The sequence below is a fragment of the Streptomyces sp. NPDC030799 genome (assembly GCF_055572255.1).
Map to the genome: position 1 here is coordinate 263,976 of NZ_JBVIDS010000007.1, position 21,920 is coordinate 285,895.

The window sequence follows — 21,920 nt, forward strand, 5'->3', positions numbered from 1 at the left end:
CGACTATTGCGCTCCTGCGCGCCCAGCGCGGCTCACCACCCTAGGCTCGACTCACTCTGCGTGATCTTGGGGTGCGCGAGCCCCGACTCTCACGCGGACCGCCCGAGCCCCGGCCCCGATCCTGGAGCGCGATGCCAGACAGCCAGCCGCAGCCCCACCCACCGTCGAACTCCTCGGGATCCTCCGGCCAGTCCGACGCGGCCGCCCTGCTGCTGTGCGGGGCGCGGCTCACCGACGGCCGGACCGTGGACGTACGGCTGGGCGGCGGACGCATCGAGGCGGTGGGCACGGCCGGCAGTCTGGCGCCGGGTCCGGCCCGGTCGGGCGCCACGCGCGTGGACCTGAACGGATACCTGCTCCTCCCGGCTCCGGCCGAACCGCACGCGCACAGCGACACCGCGCTGTCCGCCGAGCGCCCCGGACCGGTGTCGTACGCCCCCGAGGACGTCCAGCGCCGGGCGACGGAGGCGGCTTTGCTGCAGCTCGGGCACGGGGCGACGGCGGCACGCGCGCACGTGCGCGTGGGCGACGTCCAGGGCCTCGGCGCACTGGGTGCCGTCCTGCAGGCGCGGCGCTCGCTGCACGGGCTCGCGGAGCTGACAGCGGTGGCGATGCCACGGCTGCTGACCGGGGTGGCCGGCGCCGACGGTCTGGCGATACTGCGTGACGCGGTCAAGATGGGCGCCTCCGTGGTGGGCGGCTGCCCGGACCTGGACCCCGATCCCACGGGCTACGTGGAGACGGTCCTGGAGGTGGCCTCCGAGCACGGCTGCCCGGTGGACCTGCACACGGACGCCTCCGATCCGGCCCGGCTGTCCCGGCTCGCCGCCATGGCGGGGGGCTTGCGCCCCGGCGTGACGATCGGGCCGTGCGCCGGCCTCACGCGCCTGCCCGCCGAGGCCGCATCACGCGCCGCCGACCAGCTCGCGGCGGCCGGGGTGACGGTCGTGTGCCTGCCCCAGGGCGGCTGCTGCGGTGCCGACCGTCGGGGCGCCGCTCCAGTACGGCTGCTGCGCGCGGCCGGGGTGCGGGTGGCAGCCGGCAGCGGCGCCCTGCGCGACCTCTCGAACCCGGTCGGCCGCGGTGACCCCCTGGAGGCGGCCTACCTCCTCGCGTCCGCCCACGGCTTGCGCCCGCAGGACGCCTACGACGCCGTGAGCACCTCGGCGCGCGCGGTGCTGGGAATGGCGGAGGTACGCGTGGAGGCCGGTTTCCCCGCCGAGCTCCTGGCCGTGCGCGGCGACCGTCTGGCCGGTGCCCTGTCCCTGGCCTACAGCCGGATCGTGGTGCACCGGGGCCGGGTGGTGGCGCGCACGAGCGCGGTGCGCGAGTACTGCAACTCGGCGGTCGCGGCAGAACTCGGGCTGCCGCGGCAGGGGCGGGGTGAGCTGTCCTGAGGCCGGGCGGGGGCGTGCGGGCCGGAGGACGCGCGCCGGGTGCGCCGGCTGCCTGGCGCGGGCGCGCGGTTCGGTGTGCACGCCGGGCGCATGGCGGATCACCGCACGCCGAGAGTGCGATCAAGCGGCGTGCGCCGGGCGCATAAGCGTGGATTGCGTGCCGGGCGCACGTACGCGTCTGCACGCCGAGCGTGCACCTACGACCACACGCCGAGCGCTCGATCTTGAGCATGCGCCGAGTGCGTACCTGTGCGCGCTGGGCGCGTGCTGGTGCGCGTGAGCCCGGCGCGCTGCGGCCGTGCCGGTCCGACTTGCGCGGCAGATGCGCCCCTTCCGGCGTACGGTCGGAGTCATGCGCATTGTCATCGCTGGTGGTCATGGTCAGATTGCGCTGCGGTTGGAGCGCCTGCTCTCCGCGCGCGGGGACGAGGTCGCGGGCATCATCCGCAAGGCGGAGCAGGGCGACGACCTGAGGGCGGCCGGTGCCGAACCGGTCCTGCTCGACCTGGAGTCCGTCTCGGTCGAGGAGGTAGCGGCGCATCTGCAGGGCGCCGACGCGGCGGTCTTCGCGGCGGGCGCGGGCCCGGGCAGCGGCACGGAACGGAAGCAGACGGTGGACAGGGGCGCGGCGGTGCTGTTCGCAGACGCGGCCGTACGCGCGGGCGTGCGCCGCTTCCTGGTGGTGTCCTCGATGGGTGCGGATCCCGCCCACCAGGGCGACGACGTCTTCGACGCGTACCTGCGCGCCAAGGGCGAGGCGGACGCGTACGTCACCCGCCAGGAGGCCCTGGACTGGACGATCCTGCGCCCCGGTTCGCTGACGGACGACGCGGGCACCGGTCAGGTCCGGCTGGAGGCGCACACCGGGCGCGGCGCGATCCCGCGGGACGACGTGGCGGCCGTCCTCGCGGAGTTGGTGGACACCCCGGCGACAACCGGCCTGACGCTGGAGCTGATCAGCGGATCGACGCCGGTGTCGGTCGCGGTGAAGTCGGTGGCGGGGAACTGAGGCCGGCCACGGGCCGTTGAACGGTCACCGCCCGCTGCAAGGCCCTCCGCACTCCCCCGTCACCCCGTCAGAACCCGCAAACCACCCATCCATTGGTGTCCGCTCTCAGAACAGAGGCAGCTGCCCGGGAAAGTCCGGTACGGCGTACCCGTCCAACGTCGGCTGGAGCGCCCCCGGTTGCGCCTGCCGCCGCGATCCGGCGCAGGAGACCAGCTCCCCGCTCTGCCGTGCCCCGGGCGGGTCGTGCCGCGCGAAGCGGCCGGCGACGACGGCGATCTCGCGGCGGCACACGGGACAGGTTCTGCGTGGGGAGGACATGCCGCCAGTGTGCCCACCGGAACGCGGAGGCGACACCGGCGTCAGGTGCGGGTCTCGGCCTCCCAGCGGTCGGGGCCCACCCCGCGCCAGTCGATCAGCGGCGAGTCGGCCACCTGCTCCGGCTCCATCTCCAGCCCTGCCCGGCGCAGGAACTCCACCAGGTCCCGCACGCTGTGCGCCAGGCCGAGGATCTCGCCGTCCACCCGGACCCGGCGACCGCCGGTCGGGGACGGCAGATGCACGATGATGGGTCGCTTCCCGGCCATGACTCCAGCATCGTCCGGACCATCCGGGCCCGCACCCGGACCGGTCATTCCAGAATGCCCAGCACGGTGTCGGGGCGGCACAGCGGACATGCGGGGACACCTCCTTCGGCGAGCGCCCGTACCGCCTGGTCCCGGCCGACTCCCTTGGCCCGCCCGCCGGCGCCGGCACAGCCACCGACGTGGACGTACACCGCGCTGCGGCCGTTCAGACCGCGCTCGATCAGCCACTCCGGCGCGGCCTGCCGGGGCGTGGGGCGGCGCTGCCGTTCGGCCTCCCGGCGTTCTTCGTCCGCGATCCACCGGTCCATGAGGGCAAGCTGCCTCGCAGCCTGATGTTCGACGACGCGGCGGGCGAAACGCAGCATGTCGAGACGCGTCAGCGGACGGTCATCGTTCACGCGTTCGATTCTAGTGAAGAGTCCGGAAACCGCGACCAACGGATGCGACTGCCCTGCGCCATCGCACCTTGCCGCAAAATGAGTGACGGACCTTTGGGGGCGGAGTGCAGTCGAACAATGGACCCGGTGTGGGTCTCAGCCCGAGGGAGACAGCTGCCCTCCTACTGGACAAGATTCGCGAAGGCAACGACTACGCCCGAAGCAGGAAACAGCGATTCCGGCGCAGCGCTTCGGTGATCAAAATGCTGACGCTGACACTGTCCGGTGACACCGGAGCGATCCGGTCGTTGCACAGGTCATGAAAACCACCCCCCGCATCCTCGCCGCCGCCGCGACCGGCGCCCTGCTGATGGCCGCCGCGCCGGCACACGCGGCCAATGGCTCCGACGCACTCGACCTGGTCAGCACCACGCGCATGCCGGTCTCCGCCCTCCCGGGCCCGGTACCTCTGCTGGGGCCGCTCCTCCACCCCGAGACGATCTACGACAGCCAGGAGACCGGCTTCGTGATCGAAAACCTGAAAAGGGACATCAACTAGCCGCCGACCGGGCAGCACCACCACGGAAACGACCGACACGGAAACGACAAGAGCCCCGTGATCTGCTCTCACAGATCACGGGGCTCTCGTTCCCGTGTGGCGGCGCCAGGATTCGAACCTGGGAAGGCTGAGCCGGCAGATTTACAGTCTGCTCCCTTTGGCCGCTCGGGCACACCGCCGGGTTGACCACCAGATCGAACCGCTTTTCGGCGGCGCTCCCTGGCGACGACGTAAACAATACCCGATACATGGGGGTGCTTCGCCACCCGGTTGATCTCCACCCCTTGGCCCGTGGGGTGGCTAGGCTGGTGCGGATGCGGCCCGGCGCCACGCCGGGCCCGGCGGCCGCCGCCGCGCACGCCGGCACGCACCCGATATGCACCCCGATACAAGGAGCCACAGGACATGGCCGACTCCAGTTTCGACATCGTCTCGAAGGTCGAGCGGCAGGAGGTCGACAACGCCCTCAACCAGGCCGCCAAGGAGATCTCGCAGCGCTACGACTTCAAGGGCGTGGGCGCCTCGATCTCGTGGTCCGGTGACAAGATCCTCATGGAGGCGAACTCCGAGGACCGGGTGAAGGCTGTCCTCGACGTCTTCCAGTCCAAGCTGATCAAGCGCGGCATCTCGCTGAAGGCGCTGGACGCGGGCGAGCCCCAGCTGTCCGGCAAGGAGTACAAGATCTTCGCGTCCATCGAGGAGGGCATCTCCCAGGAGAACGCGAAGAAGGTGGCGAAGATCATCCGCGACGAGGGCCCCAAGGGCGTGAAGGCCCAGGTCCAGGGCGACGAGCTGCGCGTCTCCTCCAAGAGCCGGGACGATCTGCAGGCCGTGATCGCGCTGCTGAAGGGCAAGGACTTCGACTTCGCGCTGCAGTTCGTGAACTACCGGTAAGAAGCCGTAAGAGGTGGGCACCCCGAGCGGTGCCCACCCTTCCGTGCCGCCGATGCCGCGCTCAGTCCCGGGAGTTGCCGAACAGGATGCGGTAGACGATCAGCAGCACCAGCGAGCCGCCGATGGCAGCGGCCCAGGTGGCGCCGTCGTAGAAGCTCTTGGTGATCGGGTGGTGCAGCCAGCGGGCGGAGATCCAGCCGCCGATGAACGCGCCCGCGATGCCGATGAGGGTCGTGCCGATGAAGCCGCCCGGGTCGCGGCCCGGCAGGAGGATCTTGGCGATGGCTCCGGCCAGCAGTCCCAGGATGATCCAAGCAATGATGCCCATGCCGTGAACCTGCCCTTCCGCGCTGTGTCCGCACTGTCCGGCTGCTCAGAGTCCGGTGCGGACCGCTGTCCGCGCGCGTGTTCGTGCCGTGTCGATGAAAAGGACGTCACAGGTCCATCCCGCGGTTGCCGTGCTCAGTAGGGTGCGGCGCATGACTCCTTCCGGCGTCGGGCTGCGACGCACCCTCGGCGTGCGGGACGCCGTGGTCGTCGGGCTCGGCTCGATGATCGGAGCCGGCGTCTTCTCCGCCCTGGGGCCCGCCGCGGGCGCGGCCCGGTCGGGACTGCTGCCCGGCCTGGCGCTCGCCGCCGTGGTGGCCTACTGCAACGCCATGTCCTCGGCCCGTCTCGCCGCCCGCTACCCGGCCTCCGGCGGCACGTACGTCTACGGACGGGAACGGCTGGGCCCCTTCTGGGGATACCTCGCGGGCTGGGCGTTCGTGGTCGGCAAGACGGCGTCCTGTGCGGCCATGGCGCTCACCGTGGGCGCGTACGTGTGGCCGGGGCAGGCACATGCGGTGGCGGTCGCTGCCGTGGTGGTCCTGACGGCCGTGAACTACGGCGGGATCCAGAAGTCGGCGTGGTTGACGCGCGTGATCGTGGCGGTGGTACTGGCCGTTCTCACGGCTGTGGTGTTCGTGTGCCTGGCCTCCGGGCGGGCCGGTACCGGGGGGCTGGACGCAGGGCTGCCGCCCGGCGCCGGCGGGGTGCTCCAGGCGGCGGGGCTGCTGTTCTTCGCCTTCGCCGGGTACGCCCGCATCGCGACCCTCGGGGAGGAGGTACGGGACCCGGCGCGCACCATCCCGCGCGCGATCCCGCTGGCCCTGGGAATCGCGCTTGTGGTGTACGCGTGCGTGGCCGTCGCGGTGCTCGTTGTCCTCGGCGAGGCCCGGCTCGGGCACGCGGCGGCACCGCTGGCCGACGCGGTGCGGGCGGCCGGCGTGCCGGGGCTCGTGCCCGTGGTGCGGGCGGGGGCGGCGGTGGCGGCGCTCGGCTCACTGCTCGCGCTGATCCTGGGCGTGTCCCGTACGACGCTCGCCATGGCCCGGGACGGGCATCTGCCGGGGGCGCTGGCGGCCGTGCACCCGCGTTTCCGGGTGCCGCACCGTGCGGAACTGGCCGTGGGCGCGGTGGTCGCCGTGCTGGCCGCGACGGTGGATGTGCGCGGCGCGATCGGTTTCTCCTCCTTCGGAGTGCTCGCCTACTACGCCGTCGCCAACGCGTCCGCCTGGACGCTGACCCCCGCTGCGAAGGCCCGTGCCGTGCCCGCGGTGGGCCTGCTGGGCTGCGCGACGCTGGCGTTCGCACTGCCCGCCGTATCGGTGGCCGTGGGGGCGGGCGTACTCGCGGTGGGCGTGCTGGCCTTCGGCGTACGGCGATGGGTGCGCCGGCGCGGCGGGTGATACGGCGGGTGACGTCCCACCAGGGCCGTGGGCCCCCTGCGTGAGAGCCGGATACTGGCTGCTGGAAGCCGCCTGCGACCGTCGCCCGCGGCATCGCCTCGCTGCGGATCGCCACCTTTACCCCCTGGCCCTTGGGCTGCACTTGTTGACACGCAAAGGGGCAGAATCCGGCGAATTGCGCCAAGCTGTCCGGGCGCTTTCGGTGTTTTCGCGGCATTTTCTGATATCCGTCTGGAAAGCAGTCGTTGCGGCAACTTCCGACCAACAGATGGGCAGGTGGCCAGGGTGATTCCGGCGTACCGCAACGCCAAGCCGTACGGATTCGCGAGCCGTGTCGGGCGGCGCGTCGCGCTGGTCGCGGGCGCGGTCCTCTTCGCCGCGATGTCCACGGCGTTCCCGGCGTCCGTGGAGGCGAGCACACAGCCGTTGTGCTCCGGCCGGCCGGCGACCAACCGGCCCTGCCCGACGCCTCCTCCCGGGGCCAACGGCGAGGCCTGGGCATGGACTCAGCTCACCAGCCGCGGTACGCAGATTCGTTACGTGTCCACCGACACGAGCCAGCGGTGTCCCTCGGTGCGTTACACCGAGGGGGCGGCCACACACACGGTCACGATGGTCTTGGTGAGTACACCCCTGGGGGCACAGTTCCCGACCACGGTCTGCGAGCTGGGCGTGCCCCTCACGGCGACCGATGCGCGGCTCGAAAATGTCTCCGCGGCCGTACTGCATCCGGGCAGCCACCGACTCCCCTTGCCCGACTGGACCTCGAAGACACGCCCCGACAGGATCGCCGTCATCGGTGACACCGGCTGCCAGGTCCCGGTGAAAGGCACTGTCCAGAAGTGCCGGACCGAATGGCCCTTCGAGCTGATCGCCAATAGTGTCGCCACCGTGACGCGGCCGGATCTCGTGATCCATGTCGGTGACTACCTCTACCGGGAAGACCCCGACAAGGAGGACGACAAGCTACGGAATCCCGGCTGCACAACGTACGTCGAGGCGGCCAGCTGGGCTTGTGTCGTCGCCGACTTCTTCAGACCCGCGGAAATGCTGCTGGCCACGGCCCCGGTCGCGTTGACCCGGGGCAATCACGAGGACTGCAACACGACCTTCCATGGCGGTGCGGGCGGCGCGTGGTTCCGCTACCTCGCCGACGATCTCCGTGCCGACGGATCGTGCGACCGGCACAGCCCCGTGGCGGTGATCCGCGCCGGCACCCTGAACCTCGTCTCCCTGGACTCTTCGTACGCCGACCCCGAAGACATGGGCAGCACGGAGGAAGAGGCCTTCTTCACCGAGCAGCTCAATCAGGTGAACGAAGACGCGCAACGGCGTCCAGGGGACGACTACTTCCTCTTCACGCACAAGCCGCTGTGGATGGTGAAATCAACCGGCGAGACCACCGGCAAGGTGACATGGGTGACCAAGGTCCTCAGCGATGCGGTCGCCGGTACCAGCCTGCACAGGCTGGCGAGTAACGTGCGGCTGGTGCTGTCGGGGCACATCCACCTCTACCAGATGCTCGATTTCGACACGGTTCGTCCGCCGCAGGTGACCGTGGGTTCGTCTGGCGGACCGCTGGACACCGGCCCGGACGACGGCCTGGTCCTCAATCAGCCGGTCGGCACCCCGCCGGAGCCCGTCAACCAGTCGGTCACCGAGACCGTGAGCTCTGCGGGAGGCACGGGCATCTTCGGCTACGCGGACCTCCGCTCCACGGGCAACACCTGGGACCTCGCCTTCCGCAACACCAACGGCTTCGTACGCGGCCCCCTCTGCAGGCTGAGTTCCAGCCTCGACCACAAGTCGTTCCAGTGCTCTCCAGGCACCGCAACCGGTCGGGGAACCAACCGGCCCGACAAGCCCATGGAGGCCCGATGAGCCACCGGCGCCGACACCTTGGACGGTACGCGGGAGCGCTGGCCGTCCTCGCGGCCTGTCTCCTCGTAGGGGCGGGCGCCCCCGGCGCGTTCGCCCACGTCCGCAGTCGCGCGGCGACCCCCGTGACCGGCTGTATCGCCACGCCCGCCGAGTACAAGGCAGCGTGGGACGCGCGGCAGGTCCGTTGCGTGTCACCGTCCCTGTTCGCCACCACCCACGCCCGCGGCGACAGCAGCCTTTACCCCGGCGGCTTCTGGTACGCATGGGCCGGCTCCAACACCAACCTTGAGCGGTACCTGAAACTGCGCAGACGGTACGGCGATCACCCGCCGAAGGTCGGCATCGGGATCCTGTCGTACGTCGGGTACCCCGGCCTGGAAAACTGGTCCACCCCGACGGACCTCGCCGTCTACACCCTCCCGCCCGGCCGCCAAGCGCTGGTGCCGAGCTTCGAGACGTGGTTCCGGCTCCTCGACGAGCGGTTCGGCGAGACGCCGGCCTACCCTCTGTCGGCGCAGAAGGACCTCGTCGTCGCCTATTCCCGGCTGCGCAGGAACCAGGACGTCGTAGGCGCGTTCCAGGAGGTGACCGGCTGCCGACGTGCCAAGTTGCTTCAGGGAGCGGCCCCTTCGGCGGCCATCGGCTGCAACCGCTCCTTCCTCGGTGCGCTGGCGGCCGCGGGCCCGTCCCCCTACGACGGCGGTGACTCCGTGACCTGCTTCGCCGGCTTCCAGGCCCGCTACCACGGCCCCAGGGATGCCGCCGCCCTACGGGGCGTGCTGTACCAGTGCCAGGACGCCGGCTTCCTCAACACAGGCGTCGGGCTCGGCTACAACACCTACGCCAACCCGTTCGTGTGCAAGCCTGCCGCTCGGCAGTCGGTACGGGAGAGGTACACCGGCCGGGAGTTCATCGTCCCCAACGCACCCTTCGCCGCTCTCCCGCAGCACGTCGACCTCCCGCTGGATCTCGGTCCACCGTCCCGGCGTGGCTTCCTGTACACCGGCTACTGCTGAGGCTCCCCGGCACCACCGGTGTCGGCCCGGCTGCCTGGGTGGCCAGACCGACATTTCGTTCCCCCGTCGCGGATGAGAGAGGAGCGCCGCGCAGGGGCGGCCCTGTCGCCGGGCGGCACCGTGCGGGTCTGTGCCCGGTCTGCGCCCGGTCGTGCCCTCAGGACGGACGGACCAGGGTCGACGACGGCTGAGCGACACCCCGGCACGATCGGGCGAGCCATGGGAACACAGGTCGACGGCAACCGCAGCCGCCGTGCCGAACGGGATCTCTCCCGACGCTCACCTCACTCGCACAAGGGCGCGGTTCCGGCTCCCTGCTTGAGCGCCGGATACTGGCTGGTGGAGGTCGCCTGCGACCGTCACACCTGAAGGGACAGCGATCATGAAACCGATCAACCTCGTCCTCAACGTCCTGTGGTTGATCTTCTGTGGCATCTGGATGGCGATCGCATACGCCGTCGCCGCGCTGATCTGCTTCATCCTCATCGTGACGATTCCCTTCGGCATCGCCTCGCTGCGGATCGCCGCCTTCGTGCTCTGGCCCTTCGGCCGCACCATCGTGCCGAAACAGGACGCCGGCGCCGCCTCGTGCATCGGCAACGTGATCTGGATCGTCTTCGCGGGCTGGTGGCTCGCCATCGGTCATCTGATCACCAGCATCCCGCTCTTCCTGTCGATCATCGGGATTCCTTTCGGCTGGGCGAACCTCAAGCTGATCCCCGCCTCCCTCACGCCGCTCGGACACGAGGTCGTGTCAGCGGGCGAAGGCTTCGGCGCACGCTGACCCAGGCGACTGCGACGTGGCCGAGCTGTCTGTCAGGCCTGGACATCTCGGCTGTTCACGACGGCCTCCCCTCGGCCCTCCCGATGAGGAAACCGAAAGGCCCGGACCTCGAACGGTCCGGGTCTTTCGGCTGCTGCCCCGCCCGCGGTGATCACCGAAGGGCGGGACGACCCGAGCGCGGTGCTGCACCCGGACGAACGATCCCGAAGGGGATTTGGGTGATCGTGAGCCAGATGGTGTTCAGGACGGTCCTCACAGGTAGCGACCTGCCATCTTTTCGAGCCGGGCGATGCGGTCCGCCATGGGCGGGTGCGTGGAGAACATCTTGGTCAGTCCCTGACCCGGGCGGAAGGGATTGGCGATCATCATGTGGCTGGCGGTCTCGATCCGGGGCTCGGGCGGCAGCGGGAGCTGCTGGGTGCCGGTCTCCAGCTTGCGCAGGGCACGGGCGAGGGCCAGCGGGTCGCCGGTGAGCTGGGCGCCGGAGGCATCCGCCTCGTACTCGCGGGAGCGGCTGATGGCCAGCTGGATGAGGGAGGCGGCGAGCGGGCCCAGGATCATGATCAGGAGCATGCCGAGCAGGCCGGGGCCGTCGTCGTCGTCCGAGCGGCCGACCGGGATGAGCCAGGCGAAGTTCACCAGGAACATGATCACCGAGGCGAGCGCGCCCGCCACCGAGGAAATGAGGATGTCCCGGTTGTAGACGTGGCTCAGCTCGTGGCCGATCACGCCTCTCAGTTCGCGCTCGTCCAGCAGGCGCAGGATGCCCTCGGTGCAACACACAGCCGCGTTGCGCGGATTGCGGCCGGTCGCGAAGGCGTTGGGGGCCTCCGTCGGGGAGATGTAGAGCCGGGGCATGGGCTGGCGGGCCTGCGTGGACAGCTCGCGCACCATCCGGTACAGCGCCGGGGCCTCGAACTCGCTGACCGGGCGGGCGCGCATCGCGCGAAGGGCCAGCTTGTCGCTGTTCCAGTACGCGTACGCGTTCGTACCGAGGGCGACCAGGACCGCGATGACCAGACCGGCGCGCCCGAAGAAGCTGCCGATGACGATGATGAGTGCGGACAGCCCCCCGAGGAGTACTGCGGTCCTGAGCCCGTTGTGCCGGCGGTGCACCGTACGCCCTCCAAGTCGTGCAGCAGGGAACCCTCAGGTCCAGTGGATCCTCCTGTACTGCTCAACGCCAGGCGGGCGGCGCGAGTTCCCTGGTGCGGGCGGTGCGGTGCCTCGGCCGTACGAGTGAGGCGGCCTGCGGTACGCGCGCGTGGGAGCACGGGACTCCTGCGCAGGCTCTAAGGCCTTGCGTGTGCACCGGCTCCGCGCCGCAGGGATGCTCCACGCGCGCGTGCGCCCAGGGCCGCTGCTTCACGCGCGCGTGGGGACAGATGGGACGTGCAGGTGACCGCTTCTCAGAAAAGGCCGGCTGCCGCGAAGCGGAGGACCAGCTGGGGTGCTCCGGAGAGGGCGACGCCGAGCAGGCCGGTGAGGGCGAGGGCGGCCGTGAGGGGGGCCGGGACGCGGTGCCGGGCGGGTGCGCCTTCGGGGGCGCGGAACAGCAGGGCCGTCCACTGCAGGTAGTAGAAGAGGGCGATCACCACATTGACGGCCATGACGACGGCGAGCCAGCCGAGGCCCGCGTCGACGGCCGCCGAGAACACGGTGACCTTCGCGAACAGCCCGATGACGCCCGGCGGCAGCCCGGCCAGGCACAGCAGGAAGAACGCCAGCAGGAGCGCGGTGAGCGGGTTTGCGGCGTACAGGCCCCGGTAGTCGGCGATCCGGTTCAGGGCCCGGCTGCGGCCCACCAGGGCGGCCACCGCGAACGCGCCGAGGTTCACGGCGGCGTACATCAGCGCGTAGGCCACCGTGGAGCCGATCGCCTTCTGCGGATCCTTGGCGTAGCCGGCGGCGGCGATCGGCACCAGCAGGTAGCCGGCCTGGCCCACGGAGGACCAGGCGAGCAGCCGTACGGCGCTGTACGCGCGCGTGGCCTGCTGGCGCAGGGCACCGACATTGCCGACGGTCATGGTGAGCGCGGCCAGGACGGCGAGCGCGGGGCCCCAGACGTCGGCGTACGACGGGAACGCGACGACGGTGACGAGGATCAGGCCGGAGAAGCCGACCGCCTTGCCGACGACCGACAGGTACGCGGCGACGGGCAGCGGCGCGCCGACGTAGGTGTCGGGCACCCAGAAGTGGAACGGGACGGCGGCCGTCTTGAAGGCGAAGCCGATCAGGGTGAGGACGACACCCGTCTGGGCGAGCGTGTGCAGCTGTCCGCCGACGTGCGGCAGGCGCTGGGCGACCTGGGTGAGGTAGAGGGTGCCCGTGGAGGCGTAGACGAAGCTGATGCCCATCAGGCTGACCGCGGTGGCCGTCACCGAGGACAGGAAGAACTTCAGGGCGGCCTCGGAGGACCGCTTGTCGCCGTGCCGGATGCCGACGAGGGCGAAGGCGGGCAGGGAGGCGACCTCCAGGGCGACGATCAGGGTGGCCAGGTCGCGGGAGGCGGGCAGCAGGGCGGCGCCGGCCGCCGAGGACAGCAGCAGGAACCAGAACTCGCCCGGCGGGACGCGCCGCTGGTCGTCCGCGAGGTTCGTGACGGACAGCAGGGCCGCGAGCAGGGCGCCGCCGAGAACGAGGAACTGGATGACGAGCGTGAAGTGGTCGGCGGTGTAGCTGCACGCGCGCGTGGCGCCGTTCAGGCAGAAGGTGCTGCGGTCGCCCTCCAGAAGGGGCAGCAGCGCCAGCGCGGCCACGGCCAGTCCGGCGACCGAGATCCAGCCGAGGACGGCCTTGCGGGCCTCGGGCAGGAACAGGTCGGCGACCAGGACGACGAGTCCCACCGCGGCGGCGATGACCGGCGGGGCGACGGCGAGCCAGTCGACGGACTGGACCAGCGACTCGGCGAGGGGCTGGGCGCTCATCGGGTGCCTCCTGCGAGGAGCTGGTGCACGGCCGGGTCGGTGAGGCCGAGCAGCGCCCTCGGCCACAGTCCGGCGACGACGGTGAGGGCGACGAGGGGGGTCCAGGCGGCGAACTCGTACCCGCGCACGTCGGCGAGGGCCGGGACTTCCCGCTCGGCGCCGCCCATGCAGACACGGCGGACCACGATCAGCATGTACGCGGCCGTCAGCAGGGTGCCGAACGCGCCGATCGCCATGAAGGTGAGGTACGCGGGCCGGCTGAGGTCGGCCGCGGGCTTGAAGGACCCGAACAGGGCCAGCATCTCGCCCCAGAATCCGGCGAGCCCCGGCAGACCGAGGGAGGCGACGGCGCCGAAGGCGAGCAGGCCGCCGAGGCGCGGTGCCTTGCCGTAGAGGGCGGCTCCCGTCTCCTCGGCCAGGGTGTCGAGGTCGGTGGTGCCGGTGCGGTCCTTCAGCGCGCCGACCAGGAAGAAGAGCAGGCCGGTGATGAGGCCGTGGGCGATGTTGGCGAACAGGGCGCCGTTCACGCCGGTCGGGGTCATGGTGGCGATGCCCAGCAGCACGAAGCCCATGTGGCCGACGGACGAGTAGGCGATCAGCCGCTTGAGGTCGCCCCTGGCACCGCGTTTGGCCAGGGCCAGGCACGCCAGGGATCCGTAGATGATCCCGACGACGGCGAACGCGGCGAGGTACGGCGCGAAGGTGTGGAAGCCGTGCGGTGCGATCGGCAGCAGGATCCGGACGAACCCGTACGTACCCATCTTCAGCAGGACACCGGCCAGCAGCACCGAGCCGACGGTCGGCGCGGCGGTGTGGGCGTCGGGCAGCCAGCTGTGCAGCGGCCACATCGGCGTCTTGACCGCGAGCCCGATCCCGATCGCCAGCACAGCGATGACCTGCACGGATGCGGTCAGCGACCGGCCGTTGTCAGTGGCGAGTGCCACCATGTCGAACGTGCCCGCCTTGATTCCGATCAGGAGCAGGCCGAGCAGCATGACCACGGAGCCGAGCAGCGTGAACAGGATGAACTTCCACGCGGCCCGTGTCCGGCCCTCGCCGCCCCAGCGGGCGATGAGGAAGTACATCGGGATGAGCACCATCTCGAACGCGAGGAAGAACAGCAGCAGATCGAGGACGGCGAAGGTCGCGAGGGTGCCGGACTCCAGCAGGAGCAGCAGCGCGACGAACGCCTTCGGGGACGGGCCCTTGGGCGGGTTGAAGTAGGAGTACAGCGCGCAGAGGAAGGTCAGCAGCGCGGTCAGGACGACAAGGGGGAGGGAGATGCCGTCGATGCCGAGGTGGATCCGCACGTCGAGTGCGGGGATCCAGCTGATGTCCGTCGTGGCCTGCATCTTCGACGCATGGTCGTGGTCGAAGCCGACCGCGAGGACGATCGCCGCGATGAGGACCGCGCCGGTCACGGTGACCCCGTGCCGCAGCACGGCCTGCCCGGGTGACTTCCCCTTCAGTCCGGGCGGGGCCGGGAGAAGGGCGGCTACGGCGCCGAGAAGCGGGCCGACGACGACGAATGCCAGAAGGAACTGCATCACGGACTCGTTGATATCGATCACGTCTGCTCACGCTCCCGTGGCGACGAGGACGACGGCGACCGCCAGGACGACGGTGCCGGCGAGCAGCGCGCTCACATAGGTCTGCACATTGCCGGTCTGCGCCCGCCGTACGGCGGCCCCGAGCCACCGGGGCAGGGCGGCCGCGGCGCGCACGTAGGTGTCGACGACCTCGCGGTCGAGGAACCGGACGAGACTCGCCCCGGCCTGGACCGGGCGGACGAACAGCGCCGCGTACACGGCGTCCAGGTGGAAGCCGGCGGCCGCGGGCCGGTGCAGCGAGAGGAGCAGCAGCCGCGCCGGGTCCGCCGGATCGGCGGCATAGGCGATGTCGCCGTAGGCCGGCTCGTGTGTGGCGATGGCCTCGGCCTCGACCAGCCCGGCGTCGCCCTCCGGGTGGGCGGCGACCGCGCCGAGCGGGAGCCGGGCGGCGAGCACGGTGGTGCGTTGCCAGGCGCCGTAGGCGACCAGCACGCCGACCACGGCGAGACCGGTGCCGAGGATGGAGGTGAGAAGGGTCGGGGTGAGGTCGCGGCCGTCGAACCAGTCGGGCAGCGCCCGGTAGGCGAAGCCGCCGAAGGCCAGGGACGGGATCGCCAGGACCCACAGGATGACGGTCATCGTCTTGGGCTGCCTGCCGTGGTCGGGGGCCTCGGCGCCGCGGCCGTGGAAGGCGAGCAGCCAGAGACGGGTGGCGTACTCGGCGGTGAGCAGCGCGGTGACGAGTCCGGCCACGAGGACGATCCAGCCGGCGGCACCGGGCGCGTGGCCGGTGTGACCGGTGGCGACGTGCTCGGCGGCGCCGAGGACGGACTCCTTGGAGAAGAAGCCGCTGAACGGCGGGATCGCGGCGAGCGCGAGGAGCGCCACGGTCATCGTCCAGTAGGCGTCCGGTACGCGGTTGCGCAGGCCGTGCATGCGGGACATGGCGGCCAGCGAGTTGGTTCCGGCGGCGTGGATGATCACGCCGGCTGCGAGGAACAGCAGCGCCTTGAAGGCGCCGTGGGACAGGAGGTGGAAGACGGCGGCATCGCGGTCGCCGACGGCGAGGGAGCCGGTCATGTAGCCGAGCTGGCCGACCGTCGAGTAGGCGAGGACCCGCTTGATGTCGTCCTGGGCGATCGCGGCAAGAGCGGAGCCGACCATCGTGACGGCGGACATCACGGCGAGGACCACCATCGCGGCCCGGGAGGCCTCGAAGACGGGAAGGAGACGGGCGATGAAGTAGACACCGGCGGCGACCATCGTCGCGGCGTGGATGAGCGCCGAGACGGGTGTCGGGCCCGCCATCGCGTCCGGGAGCCAGGTGTGCAGCGGGAACTGCGCCGACTTGCCCGCGACGCCCGCGAGGAGCAGCAGGGCGATGAGGGTCGGGTGGTGCAGGTTGCCGGTTGCGACGGCGCCGAGGACGCGGGTGATGCGGAAGGAGCCGGCGTCGGTGGCGAGCGCGAACAGGCCGATGAGGAACGGCACGTCGCCGAGCTTGGTGACCAGGAAGGCCTTCAGGGAGGCGGCGCGGGCCTCCGGGGTCTCCCAGTAGTGGCCGACCAGGAAGTAGGAGCAGATGCCCATGACTTCCCAGCCGACCAGCAGCACGATCAGGTCGCCGGAGTAGACGACCAGGAGCATCGCGGAGGTGAACAGGGAGACGAGGGCGGCGTACGAGGGGTAGCGCGGGTCGTCGCGCAGATAGCCGGTCGAGTAGATCTGCACGCAGGCCGCGACGAACGCCACCAGGATCGCGACGAGCGCGGCGAAGCCGTCGATGTGCAGCGCCAGCTCGACGGGGACCGAACCGGTGGGCGTCAGCTCGGTGTGGGCGTCGATGGCCGCCTCGCCGCCCTGACGCACGGCGACCAGCGCGGCCAGCACGAGCGAGGCCAGCGGCGGCAGTACGGCGAGCGGGCGGACGAACCCGGGCGCGGTGCGGCCGAGCAGCAGTCCGGCCGCGGCGCCGAGGAACGGCAGGAGGGGGACGAGGACGGCGAGGGTGGTCGTGGTCACGCGGTGGCCTCAGCCTTCTCGGCCGCCGAGGAGCCCGGTCCCTCGGTGCCGGGGCCCTCTGCGGTGTCGCGGAGCTTGTCGATGTCGGAGGTGCCGCGGTTGCGGTAGACGGCGAGCACGATCGCCAGGCCGATGCCGATCTCGGCGGCGGCGATGGCGATGGTGAACAGGGTCAGCGCCTGGCCGGAGTGCAGGGTCTCCTTCGCGGCCCGGCTGAGCCAGACGTCGAAGGCGACCAGGTTGAGGTTGACGGCGTTGAGCATCAGCTCGACCGACATCAGGACCAGGATCGCGTTGCGGCGGGCGAGGACGCCGTACAGCCCGGTGCAGAACAGGAGGGCGGAGAGTACGGCCGGGTAGGCGAGGTGCATCAGCGGGCGCCTTCCTTCTCGGCGGTGGTGTCCCCGGTGGCCGCGGGGGTGGCGTTCGCGTCCGCCGTCGCCTTGCGGGACAGGACGATCGCGCCGACCAGGGCCGCGAGGAGCAGCACGGACAGGGCCTCGAAGGGCAGTACCCAGGTGCGGAACAGGCTCTCGCCGGTGATCCGGGTGGTGCCGGCGGCCGGGCCGTCCAGGTCGATCCAGGTGGTGCGGAAGGCGTCGACGACCACCCACACCAGGGCGACGGCGGCGGCGACCGCGACGGTCAGGGCGGCCCAGCGGTTGCCGGAGTCGGCGTCAGGGGAGCGGCCGATGGGGGCCTTGGTGAGCATCAGCCCGAACAGCAGGAGGACGACGACGGAACCGACGTAGATCAGGACCTGTACCCAGGCGATGAACTCGGCCGTGAGCAGCAGGTACTCCACGGCGAGGCCGCCGAGGGCGACCACCAGCCACAGGGCGGCGTGCACCAGCTGGCGGGTGGTGACGGTGACCAGCGCGGCGCCGAAGGTGACCAGGCCGACGAGGACGAAGGCGATCTCGACGCCGGTCGGGGACAGAAAGCCCGGTGTGCCGGAAGCGGCGACCGTGGCTGCGGCGAGGCTCATGAGTCGCCCTCCTCCGGCTCGGCCTGCGCGGCCGCCAGTTTCTCGGCGGTCCTGCGGGCGGCGGCGATCTCCTTCGGCTCCTCCGCCGCGGCATCGAGGGCGGGTGGGGCCGGGACGGTCCACATCCACTCGCGGAGCTTGTCCCGTTCGTGGGTGAGGTCGCGGATGTCGGTCTCGGCGTACTCGAACTCCGGGGACCAGAACAGGGCGTCGAAAGGACAGACCTCGATGCAGATACCGCAGTACATGCACAGGGAGAAGTCGATGGCGAACCGGTCGAGGACGTTGCGGCTGCGCTCGCGCCCACCGGGGGCGGCCGGCGGGACCGTCTCCTTGTGGGAGTCGATGTAGATGCACCAGTCCGGGCACTCGCGGGCGCAGAGCATGCAGACCGTGCAGTTCTCCTCGAACAGGCCGATCACACCGCGGGTGCGGGGCGGCAGTTCGGGCAGGGCGTCCGGGTACTGCTCGGTGACGGTCTTCTTCGTCATCGTGCGGAGGGTGACGGCCAGGCCCTTGGCGAGGCCACTGCCAGGAATGGGGGCCATGGTTAGCTGATCACCACCTTGACGATGCCGGTGAGGGCGATCTGGGCGAGGGAGAGGGGGACGAGGAGGGTCCAGGAGAGTTTCTGGAGCTGGTCCTCGCGCAGCCGCGGGTAGGTCACGCGGAGCCAGATGACGAGGAAGGCGAGGATCGCGGTCTTCAGCAGGGTCCACAGCCAGCCCAGGCCGTCGTGGCCCCAGGGGCCGTGCCAGCCGCCCAGGAACAGGACGGTGGTCAGACCGCACAGGACGACGATCCCGGCGTATTCGGCGAGGAGGAAGAGTGCGAACCGCAGTCCGGTGTACTCGGTGTAGGCGCCGAAGATGATCTCGGAGTCGGCGACGGGCATGTCGAAGGGCGGTCGCTGCAGTTCGGCGAGGCCGGCGACGAAGAAGACGACCGCGCCGACGATCTGCCAGGGCACCCACCACCAGTGGAACGCGTGCAGGATGCCGGGCAGGGAGACCGTGCCCGCCGCCATGGCGACCGAGGCCGCGGCGAGCAGCATCGGGAGTTCGTAGGCGAGCAGCTGGGCGGCTGTGCGCAGGCCGCCGAGCAGGGAGAACTTGTTCGCGCTGGCCCAGCCGGCCATGAGCGAGCCGAGCACGCCGACGCCCATCACCGCGAGCACGAAGAACACGCCCGCGTCGAGGATCTGGCCGACCGCGCCCTCGCTCGGGCCGATCGGGATGGCGAGCAGGACGAGGAGGTACGGCAGCAGGGCCACGGCGGGGGCGAGTTGGAAGACGCGGCGGTCGGCGCCGGCCGGGACCACGTCCTCCTTCTGCGCGAACTTCACGCCGTCGGCGATGAGCTGGGCCCAGCCGTGGAAGCCGCCCGCGTACATCGGGCCGAGCCGGCCCTGCATGTGGGCCATCACCTTGTGCTCGGTCTGGCCGACGATCAGCGGGAAGGTGAGGAAGACGACGAACACGACGAGGAGTCGCAGGGCGACGTCCAGCACGCCGTTCACTGCGGGCCTCCTGTGGGGTGGGGGTCGTCGGGGGTGGGGGGACTGTCGGGGCTGGCGGGGTTGCGGTTGTCAGACGTGCCGTGGTTGTCGGGGGTGCCACGGTCGTCGCGGGTGGCGGGCTCCCCCTTGGCGGCCTGTTCGGGCCGGCGCCGGCCCGCGCCGGGTTCCGCAGGGGCCGGCTCCGGCTCCACCGGCATCGGCTCCGGCTCCGGCTCCGGCTCCGATTCAGCAGGTGTCGGCTCCGGCTCCGCGAGCGTCCCTTCGGACTCCGCAGGGGCCCCCTCGGCTTCGGTGGGAGCCCTCTCGGTCTCCCCGGACATCCGCTCGGGCTCCGTCGGCTCGTCGAAGGCCGGCCGGGCGTGGTGCCAAGGGGCGTCCGCGCTGCGCGGGGCCGTGCTCCGGCGGGCGGGGCGAGCCGCGCCGTCCGGTGCGGTCGGCCTGTCCGAAGGCGGAGCCGTCGGTTCGGCAGAAGCCGCTGCCGCCGGCTCACCCGAAACAGGACGGGCCGGCTCACCCGGAACCGGGCCCGCCGACTCACCCGAAACCGGCGGTGCCGTCGGCTCCGGTGTCCCGGTCCGCTGGGAGGTCGAGCCCTCCGAGGCGCTGCGGGCGCGGCGCGGGCGGGTCGGCGCCGGGCCGGGCTCGTGGGCCACGGACGCCTCGGCCGCCGGGCCTTCCGCAGTCGAAGCCCGGGGCGCGTCACCCTCGGCCGCGGCCTGCTGCTGCTCGGCGGCGTCCGCCGGGGCCGAGGCGCGGGTCTGGCTCGCCGAGCCTTGGCTCGCACTCCGCATCCGGCGCTGCCCGGCACCAGCACCGGCACCGGCGACACCGGCGCCAGCACCAGCACCAGCACCAGCACCAGCACCAGCACCAGCACCAGCACCAGTCTCTCCCTGGCTCGCCGAGCCCTCCGCCGCCGTGCGGGTGCGTCGTACCGGGCGGTCTCCCGCCGCGCGGGCCGGACGCTCGCCCGCCGCGCGCCCCGCAGCCGCACGGGCCGGGCGGGCCGGAGCGGGCGGGAGCTGGCCCTTCAGCGGGCCCCATTCGTTGGGGTCCGGCACGCCGGGGGGCAGCATCTGGCGGCGCTTCGGGCCGCCGTGTTCGGATTCGCCCGGTTCCTTCGCGCCGGGCCACGCCTTGGCGACGCGGGCGGCGAGGACGAAGTCCTTGCGGAGCGGGTGGCCCTCGAAGTTCTCGGGGAGGAGGAGGTGTTCCAGGAAGGGATGGCCCTCGAAGCGGACGCCGAACATCTCGTGGGTCTCGCGCTCGTGCCAGGCGGCGCCCGCGTAGACACCGACGGCGGAGGGCAGCGTCGGCGCCTCGTGCGGGACGGTCGTACGGACGAGGAGACGGCGGACCGGCCCGAGCGCGACCACGTGGGCCGAGACGCGGAAACCCGCGCCCGGTTCGTCGACCGCGCTCAGCCAGTCGAAGTAGGTGCAGGACAGGGTCGTACGGGCCGTCTCCAGAGCGGTGAGCCAGGAGGACGGCGGAACGTCCACCGTCAGGACCTCGTACGACTCCTCGGCCACCGCCTCGGCGCCGAAGAGGTCCTCGACCGGGGCGGGCAGCCAGCCGACCGTGTTCATCGGGCGTCCCCCTCTGCGGCGGCGGGCGCCGGGGGCTGCACCAGGTCGCTGGTCAGGGCGGCCGCGGACGGCCGGGCGGCCCCGGTGCCGTACCGCTCCCCCAGCGACTCGCGGGCGATCTTCTCCTGGAGTTTGAGAATGCCCTGGAGCAGCGCCTCGGGGCGCGGCGGGCAGCCGGGGACATACACGTCCACCGGGATGATCTGGTCGACGCCCTTCGTCACCGAGTACGAGTCCCAGTAGGGGCCGCCGCAGTTGGAGCAGGCGCCGAAGGAGATGACGTACTTCGGCTCGGGCATCTGCTCGTACAGGCGCTTCACGGCCGGGGCCATCTTGTCCGTGACCGTGCCCGACACGACCATCAGGTCGGCCTGGCGGGGCCCCGGTGCGAACGGGATCACGCCGAGACGGATGAAGTCGTGGCGGGCCATCGACGCGGCGATGAACTCGATCGCGCAGCAGGCGAGGCCGAAGTTGAAGACCCAGAGAGAGTAGCGGCGGCCCCAGTTGAGGACCACCTTCATCGGCTCGGGAGCCAGGCGGGCCAGAGCGCCGAGCCTCCTGGGCTCGGGCAGGTAGACGGGATCCGGGGTCACGTCCATGTCAGGACGCCCTTCTTGTATGCGTACACCAGGCCCACGGCGAGGAAGCCGAGGAAGATGAACATCTCCACCAGGGTCGTCGCGCCGTAGCCGGGGGCGGCGAAGACCGTGGCCCAGGGGAACAGGAAGATCGAGTCGACCGCGAAGATCACGTACAGGAAGGCGTACACGTAGTACCGGACCTGGGTGTGGGCCCAGCCCTCACCGACGGGGTCGACGCCGCACTCGTAGGTCAGGAGTTTCTCCGGGGTCGGCACGACCGGGCGCAGCAGGCGGCCGGCGCCGAAGGCGACCGCGACGAACAGCACGCCGACGAGCGCGAGCAGCCCGACCGCCGAGTACGACCGGAAGTAGCCGGCCGCGATGACGTTCGCCGCGGCGACCGTCGAGTCCCCCAACGTCTCCCGCACCGTCCGACCTCGCTCCCTGACTTCGTGACCCTGGTGAAATCGTGCACTCTGTGGTGCCACGTGATTCGACGATCTGTACGCA

General features: G+C 71.3%; 23 protein-coding genes and 1 tRNA gene. 8 read left to right on the plus strand and 16 right to left on the minus strand.

The features are described 5' to 3' along the window. Positions 1-131: 131 nt before the first annotated feature. A complete protein-coding gene (locus ACZ41I_RS19800; RefSeq protein WP_468514673.1) occupies positions 132-1,397 on the plus strand; it encodes an amidohydrolase family protein in 1,266 nt (421 codons plus the stop codon). Positions 1,398-1,749: 352 nt separating this feature from the next. Beyond that, positions 1,750-2,406 carry an SDR family oxidoreductase gene (locus ACZ41I_RS19805; protein WP_363214387.1) on the plus strand — a complete coding sequence of 219 codons (657 nt, stop codon included), beginning with the start codon at positions 1,750-1,752 and terminating at the stop codon, positions 2,404-2,406. Between the two features lie 105 nt (positions 2,407-2,511). On the opposite strand, the gene ACZ41I_RS19810 is transcribed toward ACZ41I_RS19805, so the two are convergent. The 3 genes from ACZ41I_RS19810 to ACZ41I_RS19820 are packed head-to-tail and all read right to left on the minus strand — an operon-like array spanning position 2,512 to position 3,388. After that, the gene (locus ACZ41I_RS19810; RefSeq protein ID WP_363214388.1) at positions 2,512-2,724 is read right to left on the minus strand and encodes a hypothetical protein; all 213 of its coding nucleotides are present in this window, start codon (positions 2,722-2,724) and stop codon (positions 2,512-2,514) included. Between the two features lie 41 nt (positions 2,725-2,765). Beyond that, a complete protein-coding gene (locus ACZ41I_RS19815) occupies positions 2,766-2,990 on the minus strand; it encodes a hypothetical protein (RefSeq protein ID WP_363214389.1) in 225 nt (74 codons plus the stop codon). A gap of 44 nt (positions 2,991-3,034) precedes the next feature. Further along, positions 3,035-3,388 carry a DUF6233 domain-containing protein gene (locus tag ACZ41I_RS19820; RefSeq protein WP_468514674.1) on the minus strand — a complete coding sequence of 118 codons (354 nt, stop codon included), beginning with the start codon at positions 3,386-3,388 and terminating at the stop codon, positions 3,035-3,037. 298 nt (positions 3,389-3,686) lie between these two features. On the opposite strand from ACZ41I_RS19820, the gene ACZ41I_RS19825 reads away from it, so the two are divergent. After that, the gene (locus ACZ41I_RS19825) at positions 3,687-3,926 is read left to right on the plus strand and encodes a hypothetical protein (protein ID WP_468514675.1); all 240 of its coding nucleotides are present in this window, start codon (positions 3,687-3,689) and stop codon (positions 3,924-3,926) included. Positions 3,927-4,023: 97 nt separating this feature from the next. Here ACZ41I_RS19825 and ACZ41I_RS19830 read toward each other — a convergent pair. After that, a tRNA-Tyr gene (locus ACZ41I_RS19830) sits at positions 4,024-4,105 on the minus strand. Between the two features lie 226 nt (positions 4,106-4,331). Between ACZ41I_RS19830 and ACZ41I_RS19835 the strand changes: the two genes are divergently transcribed. Beyond that, complete coding sequence (locus ACZ41I_RS19835) at positions 4,332-4,820, plus strand: YajQ family cyclic di-GMP-binding protein (protein ID WP_019756392.1); 489 nt, start codon at positions 4,332-4,334, stop codon at positions 4,818-4,820. A 61-nt stretch (positions 4,821-4,881) separates the two neighbouring features. On the opposite strand, the gene ACZ41I_RS19840 is transcribed toward ACZ41I_RS19835, so the two are convergent. Then, positions 4,882-5,148, minus strand: coding sequence for a GlsB/YeaQ/YmgE family stress response membrane protein (locus tag ACZ41I_RS19840; RefSeq protein WP_363214393.1), 267 nt, complete (start codon positions 5,146-5,148; stop codon positions 4,882-4,884). A 151-nt stretch (positions 5,149-5,299) separates the two neighbouring features. Here ACZ41I_RS19840 and ACZ41I_RS19845 point away from each other — a divergent pair, with 151 nt between their 5' ends. From ACZ41I_RS19845 to ACZ41I_RS19860, 4 genes are all read left to right on the plus strand, one after another. After that, entirely contained in the window at positions 5,300-6,550 is a 1,251-nt protein-coding gene (locus tag ACZ41I_RS19845) for an APC family permease (RefSeq protein WP_468514676.1), read from the plus strand. 27 nt (positions 6,551-6,577) lie between these two features. After that, positions 6,578-8,431 carry a metallophosphoesterase family protein gene (locus tag ACZ41I_RS19850; RefSeq protein ID WP_468514677.1) on the plus strand — a complete coding sequence of 618 codons (1,854 nt, stop codon included), beginning with the start codon at positions 6,578-6,580 and terminating at the stop codon, positions 8,429-8,431. Beyond that, the gene (locus ACZ41I_RS19855; protein ID WP_468514678.1) at positions 8,428-9,447 is read left to right on the plus strand and encodes a hypothetical protein; all 1,020 of its coding nucleotides are present in this window, start codon (positions 8,428-8,430) and stop codon (positions 9,445-9,447) included. The genes ACZ41I_RS19850 and ACZ41I_RS19855 overlap by 4 nt, the downstream gene beginning before the upstream one ends. A gap of 382 nt (positions 9,448-9,829) precedes the next feature. After that, on the plus strand, positions 9,830-10,231 hold the full coding sequence (locus tag ACZ41I_RS19860) for a YccF domain-containing protein (RefSeq protein ID WP_468514679.1): 402 nt from the start codon (positions 9,830-9,832) through the stop codon (positions 10,229-10,231). Between the two features lie 252 nt (positions 10,232-10,483). On the opposite strand, the gene htpX is transcribed toward ACZ41I_RS19860, so the two are convergent. The 11 genes from htpX to ACZ41I_RS19915 all read right to left on the minus strand — a co-directional run bounded on the left by htpX (position 10,484) and on the right by ACZ41I_RS19915 (position 21,838). Next, entirely contained in the window at positions 10,484-11,347 is an 864-nt protein-coding gene (htpX, locus tag ACZ41I_RS19865) for a zinc metalloprotease HtpX (RefSeq protein ID WP_468514680.1), read from the minus strand. A 293-nt stretch (positions 11,348-11,640) separates the two neighbouring features. Further along, positions 11,641-13,158 carry an NADH-quinone oxidoreductase subunit N gene (locus ACZ41I_RS19870; RefSeq protein ID WP_468514681.1) on the minus strand — a complete coding sequence of 506 codons (1,518 nt, stop codon included), beginning with the start codon at positions 13,156-13,158 and terminating at the stop codon, positions 11,641-11,643. Next, complete coding sequence (locus tag ACZ41I_RS19875; protein ID WP_363214398.1) at positions 13,155-14,729, minus strand: NADH-quinone oxidoreductase subunit M; 1,575 nt, start codon at positions 14,727-14,729, stop codon at positions 13,155-13,157. Before ACZ41I_RS19875 ends, ACZ41I_RS19870 begins: the two co-directional genes overlap by 4 nt. Before the next feature lie 6 nt (positions 14,730-14,735). Next, complete coding sequence (locus ACZ41I_RS19880; RefSeq protein WP_468514682.1) at positions 14,736-16,730, minus strand: NADH-quinone oxidoreductase subunit 5 family protein; 1,995 nt, start codon at positions 16,728-16,730, stop codon at positions 14,736-14,738. Next, a complete protein-coding gene (gene nuoK / locus ACZ41I_RS19885; protein ID WP_360093959.1) occupies positions 16,727-17,101 on the minus strand; it encodes an NADH-quinone oxidoreductase subunit NuoK in 375 nt (124 codons plus the stop codon). The genes ACZ41I_RS19880 and nuoK overlap by 4 nt, the downstream gene beginning before the upstream one ends. After that, on the minus strand, positions 17,101-17,718 hold the full coding sequence (locus ACZ41I_RS19890) for an NADH-quinone oxidoreductase subunit J family protein (RefSeq protein ID WP_468324959.1): 618 nt from the start codon (positions 17,716-17,718) through the stop codon (positions 17,101-17,103). The genes nuoK and ACZ41I_RS19890 overlap by 1 nt, the downstream gene beginning before the upstream one ends. After that, the gene (locus ACZ41I_RS19895) at positions 17,715-18,266 is read right to left on the minus strand and encodes a NuoI/complex I 23 kDa subunit family protein (protein ID WP_363214401.1); all 552 of its coding nucleotides are present in this window, start codon (positions 18,264-18,266) and stop codon (positions 17,715-17,717) included. Before ACZ41I_RS19895 ends, ACZ41I_RS19890 begins: the two co-directional genes overlap by 4 nt. A gap of 2 nt (positions 18,267-18,268) precedes the next feature. Continuing rightward, positions 18,269-19,237, minus strand: coding sequence for a complex I subunit 1/NuoH family protein (locus ACZ41I_RS19900; RefSeq protein WP_363214402.1), 969 nt, complete (start codon positions 19,235-19,237; stop codon positions 18,269-18,271). Beyond that, positions 19,234-20,826: an NADH-quinone oxidoreductase subunit C gene (locus ACZ41I_RS19905; RefSeq protein WP_468514683.1), complete on the minus strand. Its 1,593-nt coding sequence runs from the start codon at positions 20,824-20,826 to the stop codon at positions 19,234-19,236. The genes ACZ41I_RS19900 and ACZ41I_RS19905 overlap by 4 nt, the downstream gene beginning before the upstream one ends. Continuing rightward, positions 20,823-21,428 carry an NADH-quinone oxidoreductase subunit B gene (locus ACZ41I_RS19910; protein ID WP_363214404.1) on the minus strand — a complete coding sequence of 202 codons (606 nt, stop codon included), beginning with the start codon at positions 21,426-21,428 and terminating at the stop codon, positions 20,823-20,825. Before ACZ41I_RS19910 ends, ACZ41I_RS19905 begins: the two co-directional genes overlap by 4 nt. After that, positions 21,419-21,838 carry an NADH-quinone oxidoreductase subunit A gene (locus ACZ41I_RS19915; RefSeq protein WP_363214405.1) on the minus strand — a complete coding sequence of 140 codons (420 nt, stop codon included), beginning with the start codon at positions 21,836-21,838 and terminating at the stop codon, positions 21,419-21,421. The genes ACZ41I_RS19910 and ACZ41I_RS19915 overlap by 10 nt, the downstream gene beginning before the upstream one ends. Between the last annotated feature and the right edge of the window lie 82 nt (positions 21,839-21,920).

Bases quoted from the DNA above. Each gene is read 5' to 3' on its own strand.
- ACZ41I_RS19800 (WP_468514673.1), top strand. From the start codon at position 132: ATGCCAGACAGCCAGCCGCAGCCCCACCCACCGTCGAACTCCTCGGGA.
- ACZ41I_RS19805 (WP_363214387.1), top strand. From the start codon at position 1,750: ATGCGCATTGTCATCGCTGGTGGTCATGGTCAGATTGCGCTGCGGTTG.
- ACZ41I_RS19810 (WP_363214388.1), bottom strand. From the start codon at position 2,724: ATGTCCTCCCCACGCAGAACCTGTCCCGTGTGCCGCCGCGAGATCGCC.
- ACZ41I_RS19815 (WP_363214389.1), bottom strand. From the start codon at position 2,990: ATGGCCGGGAAGCGACCCATCATCGTGCATCTGCCGTCCCCGACCGGC.
- ACZ41I_RS19825 (WP_468514675.1), top strand. From the start codon at position 3,687: ATGAAAACCACCCCCCGCATCCTCGCCGCCGCCGCGACCGGCGCCCTG.
- ACZ41I_RS19835 (WP_019756392.1), top strand. From the start codon at position 4,332: ATGGCCGACTCCAGTTTCGACATCGTCTCGAAGGTCGAGCGGCAGGAG.
- ACZ41I_RS19840 (WP_363214393.1), bottom strand. From the start codon at position 5,148: ATGGGCATCATTGCTTGGATCATCCTGGGACTGCTGGCCGGAGCCATC.
- ACZ41I_RS19845 (WP_468514676.1), top strand. From the start codon at position 5,300: ATGACTCCTTCCGGCGTCGGGCTGCGACGCACCCTCGGCGTGCGGGAC.
- ACZ41I_RS19855 (WP_468514678.1), top strand. From the start codon at position 8,428: ATGAGCCACCGGCGCCGACACCTTGGACGGTACGCGGGAGCGCTGGCC.
- ACZ41I_RS19860 (WP_468514679.1), top strand. From the start codon at position 9,830: ATGAAACCGATCAACCTCGTCCTCAACGTCCTGTGGTTGATCTTCTGT.
- ACZ41I_RS19870 (WP_468514681.1), bottom strand. From the start codon at position 13,158: ATGAGCGCCCAGCCCCTCGCCGAGTCGCTGGTCCAGTCCGTCGACTGG.
- nuoK (WP_360093959.1), bottom strand. From the start codon at position 17,101: ATGCACCTCGCCTACCCGGCCGTACTCTCCGCCCTCCTGTTCTGCACC.
- ACZ41I_RS19890 (WP_468324959.1), bottom strand. From the start codon at position 17,718: ATGAGCCTCGCCGCAGCCACGGTCGCCGCTTCCGGCACACCGGGCTTT.
- ACZ41I_RS19895 (WP_363214401.1), bottom strand. From the start codon at position 18,266: ATGGCCCCCATTCCTGGCAGTGGCCTCGCCAAGGGCCTGGCCGTCACC.
- ACZ41I_RS19905 (WP_468514683.1), bottom strand. From the start codon at position 20,826: ATGAACACGGTCGGCTGGCTGCCCGCCCCGGTCGAGGACCTCTTCGGC.
- ACZ41I_RS19910 (WP_363214404.1), bottom strand. From the start codon at position 21,428: ATGGACGTGACCCCGGATCCCGTCTACCTGCCCGAGCCCAGGAGGCTC.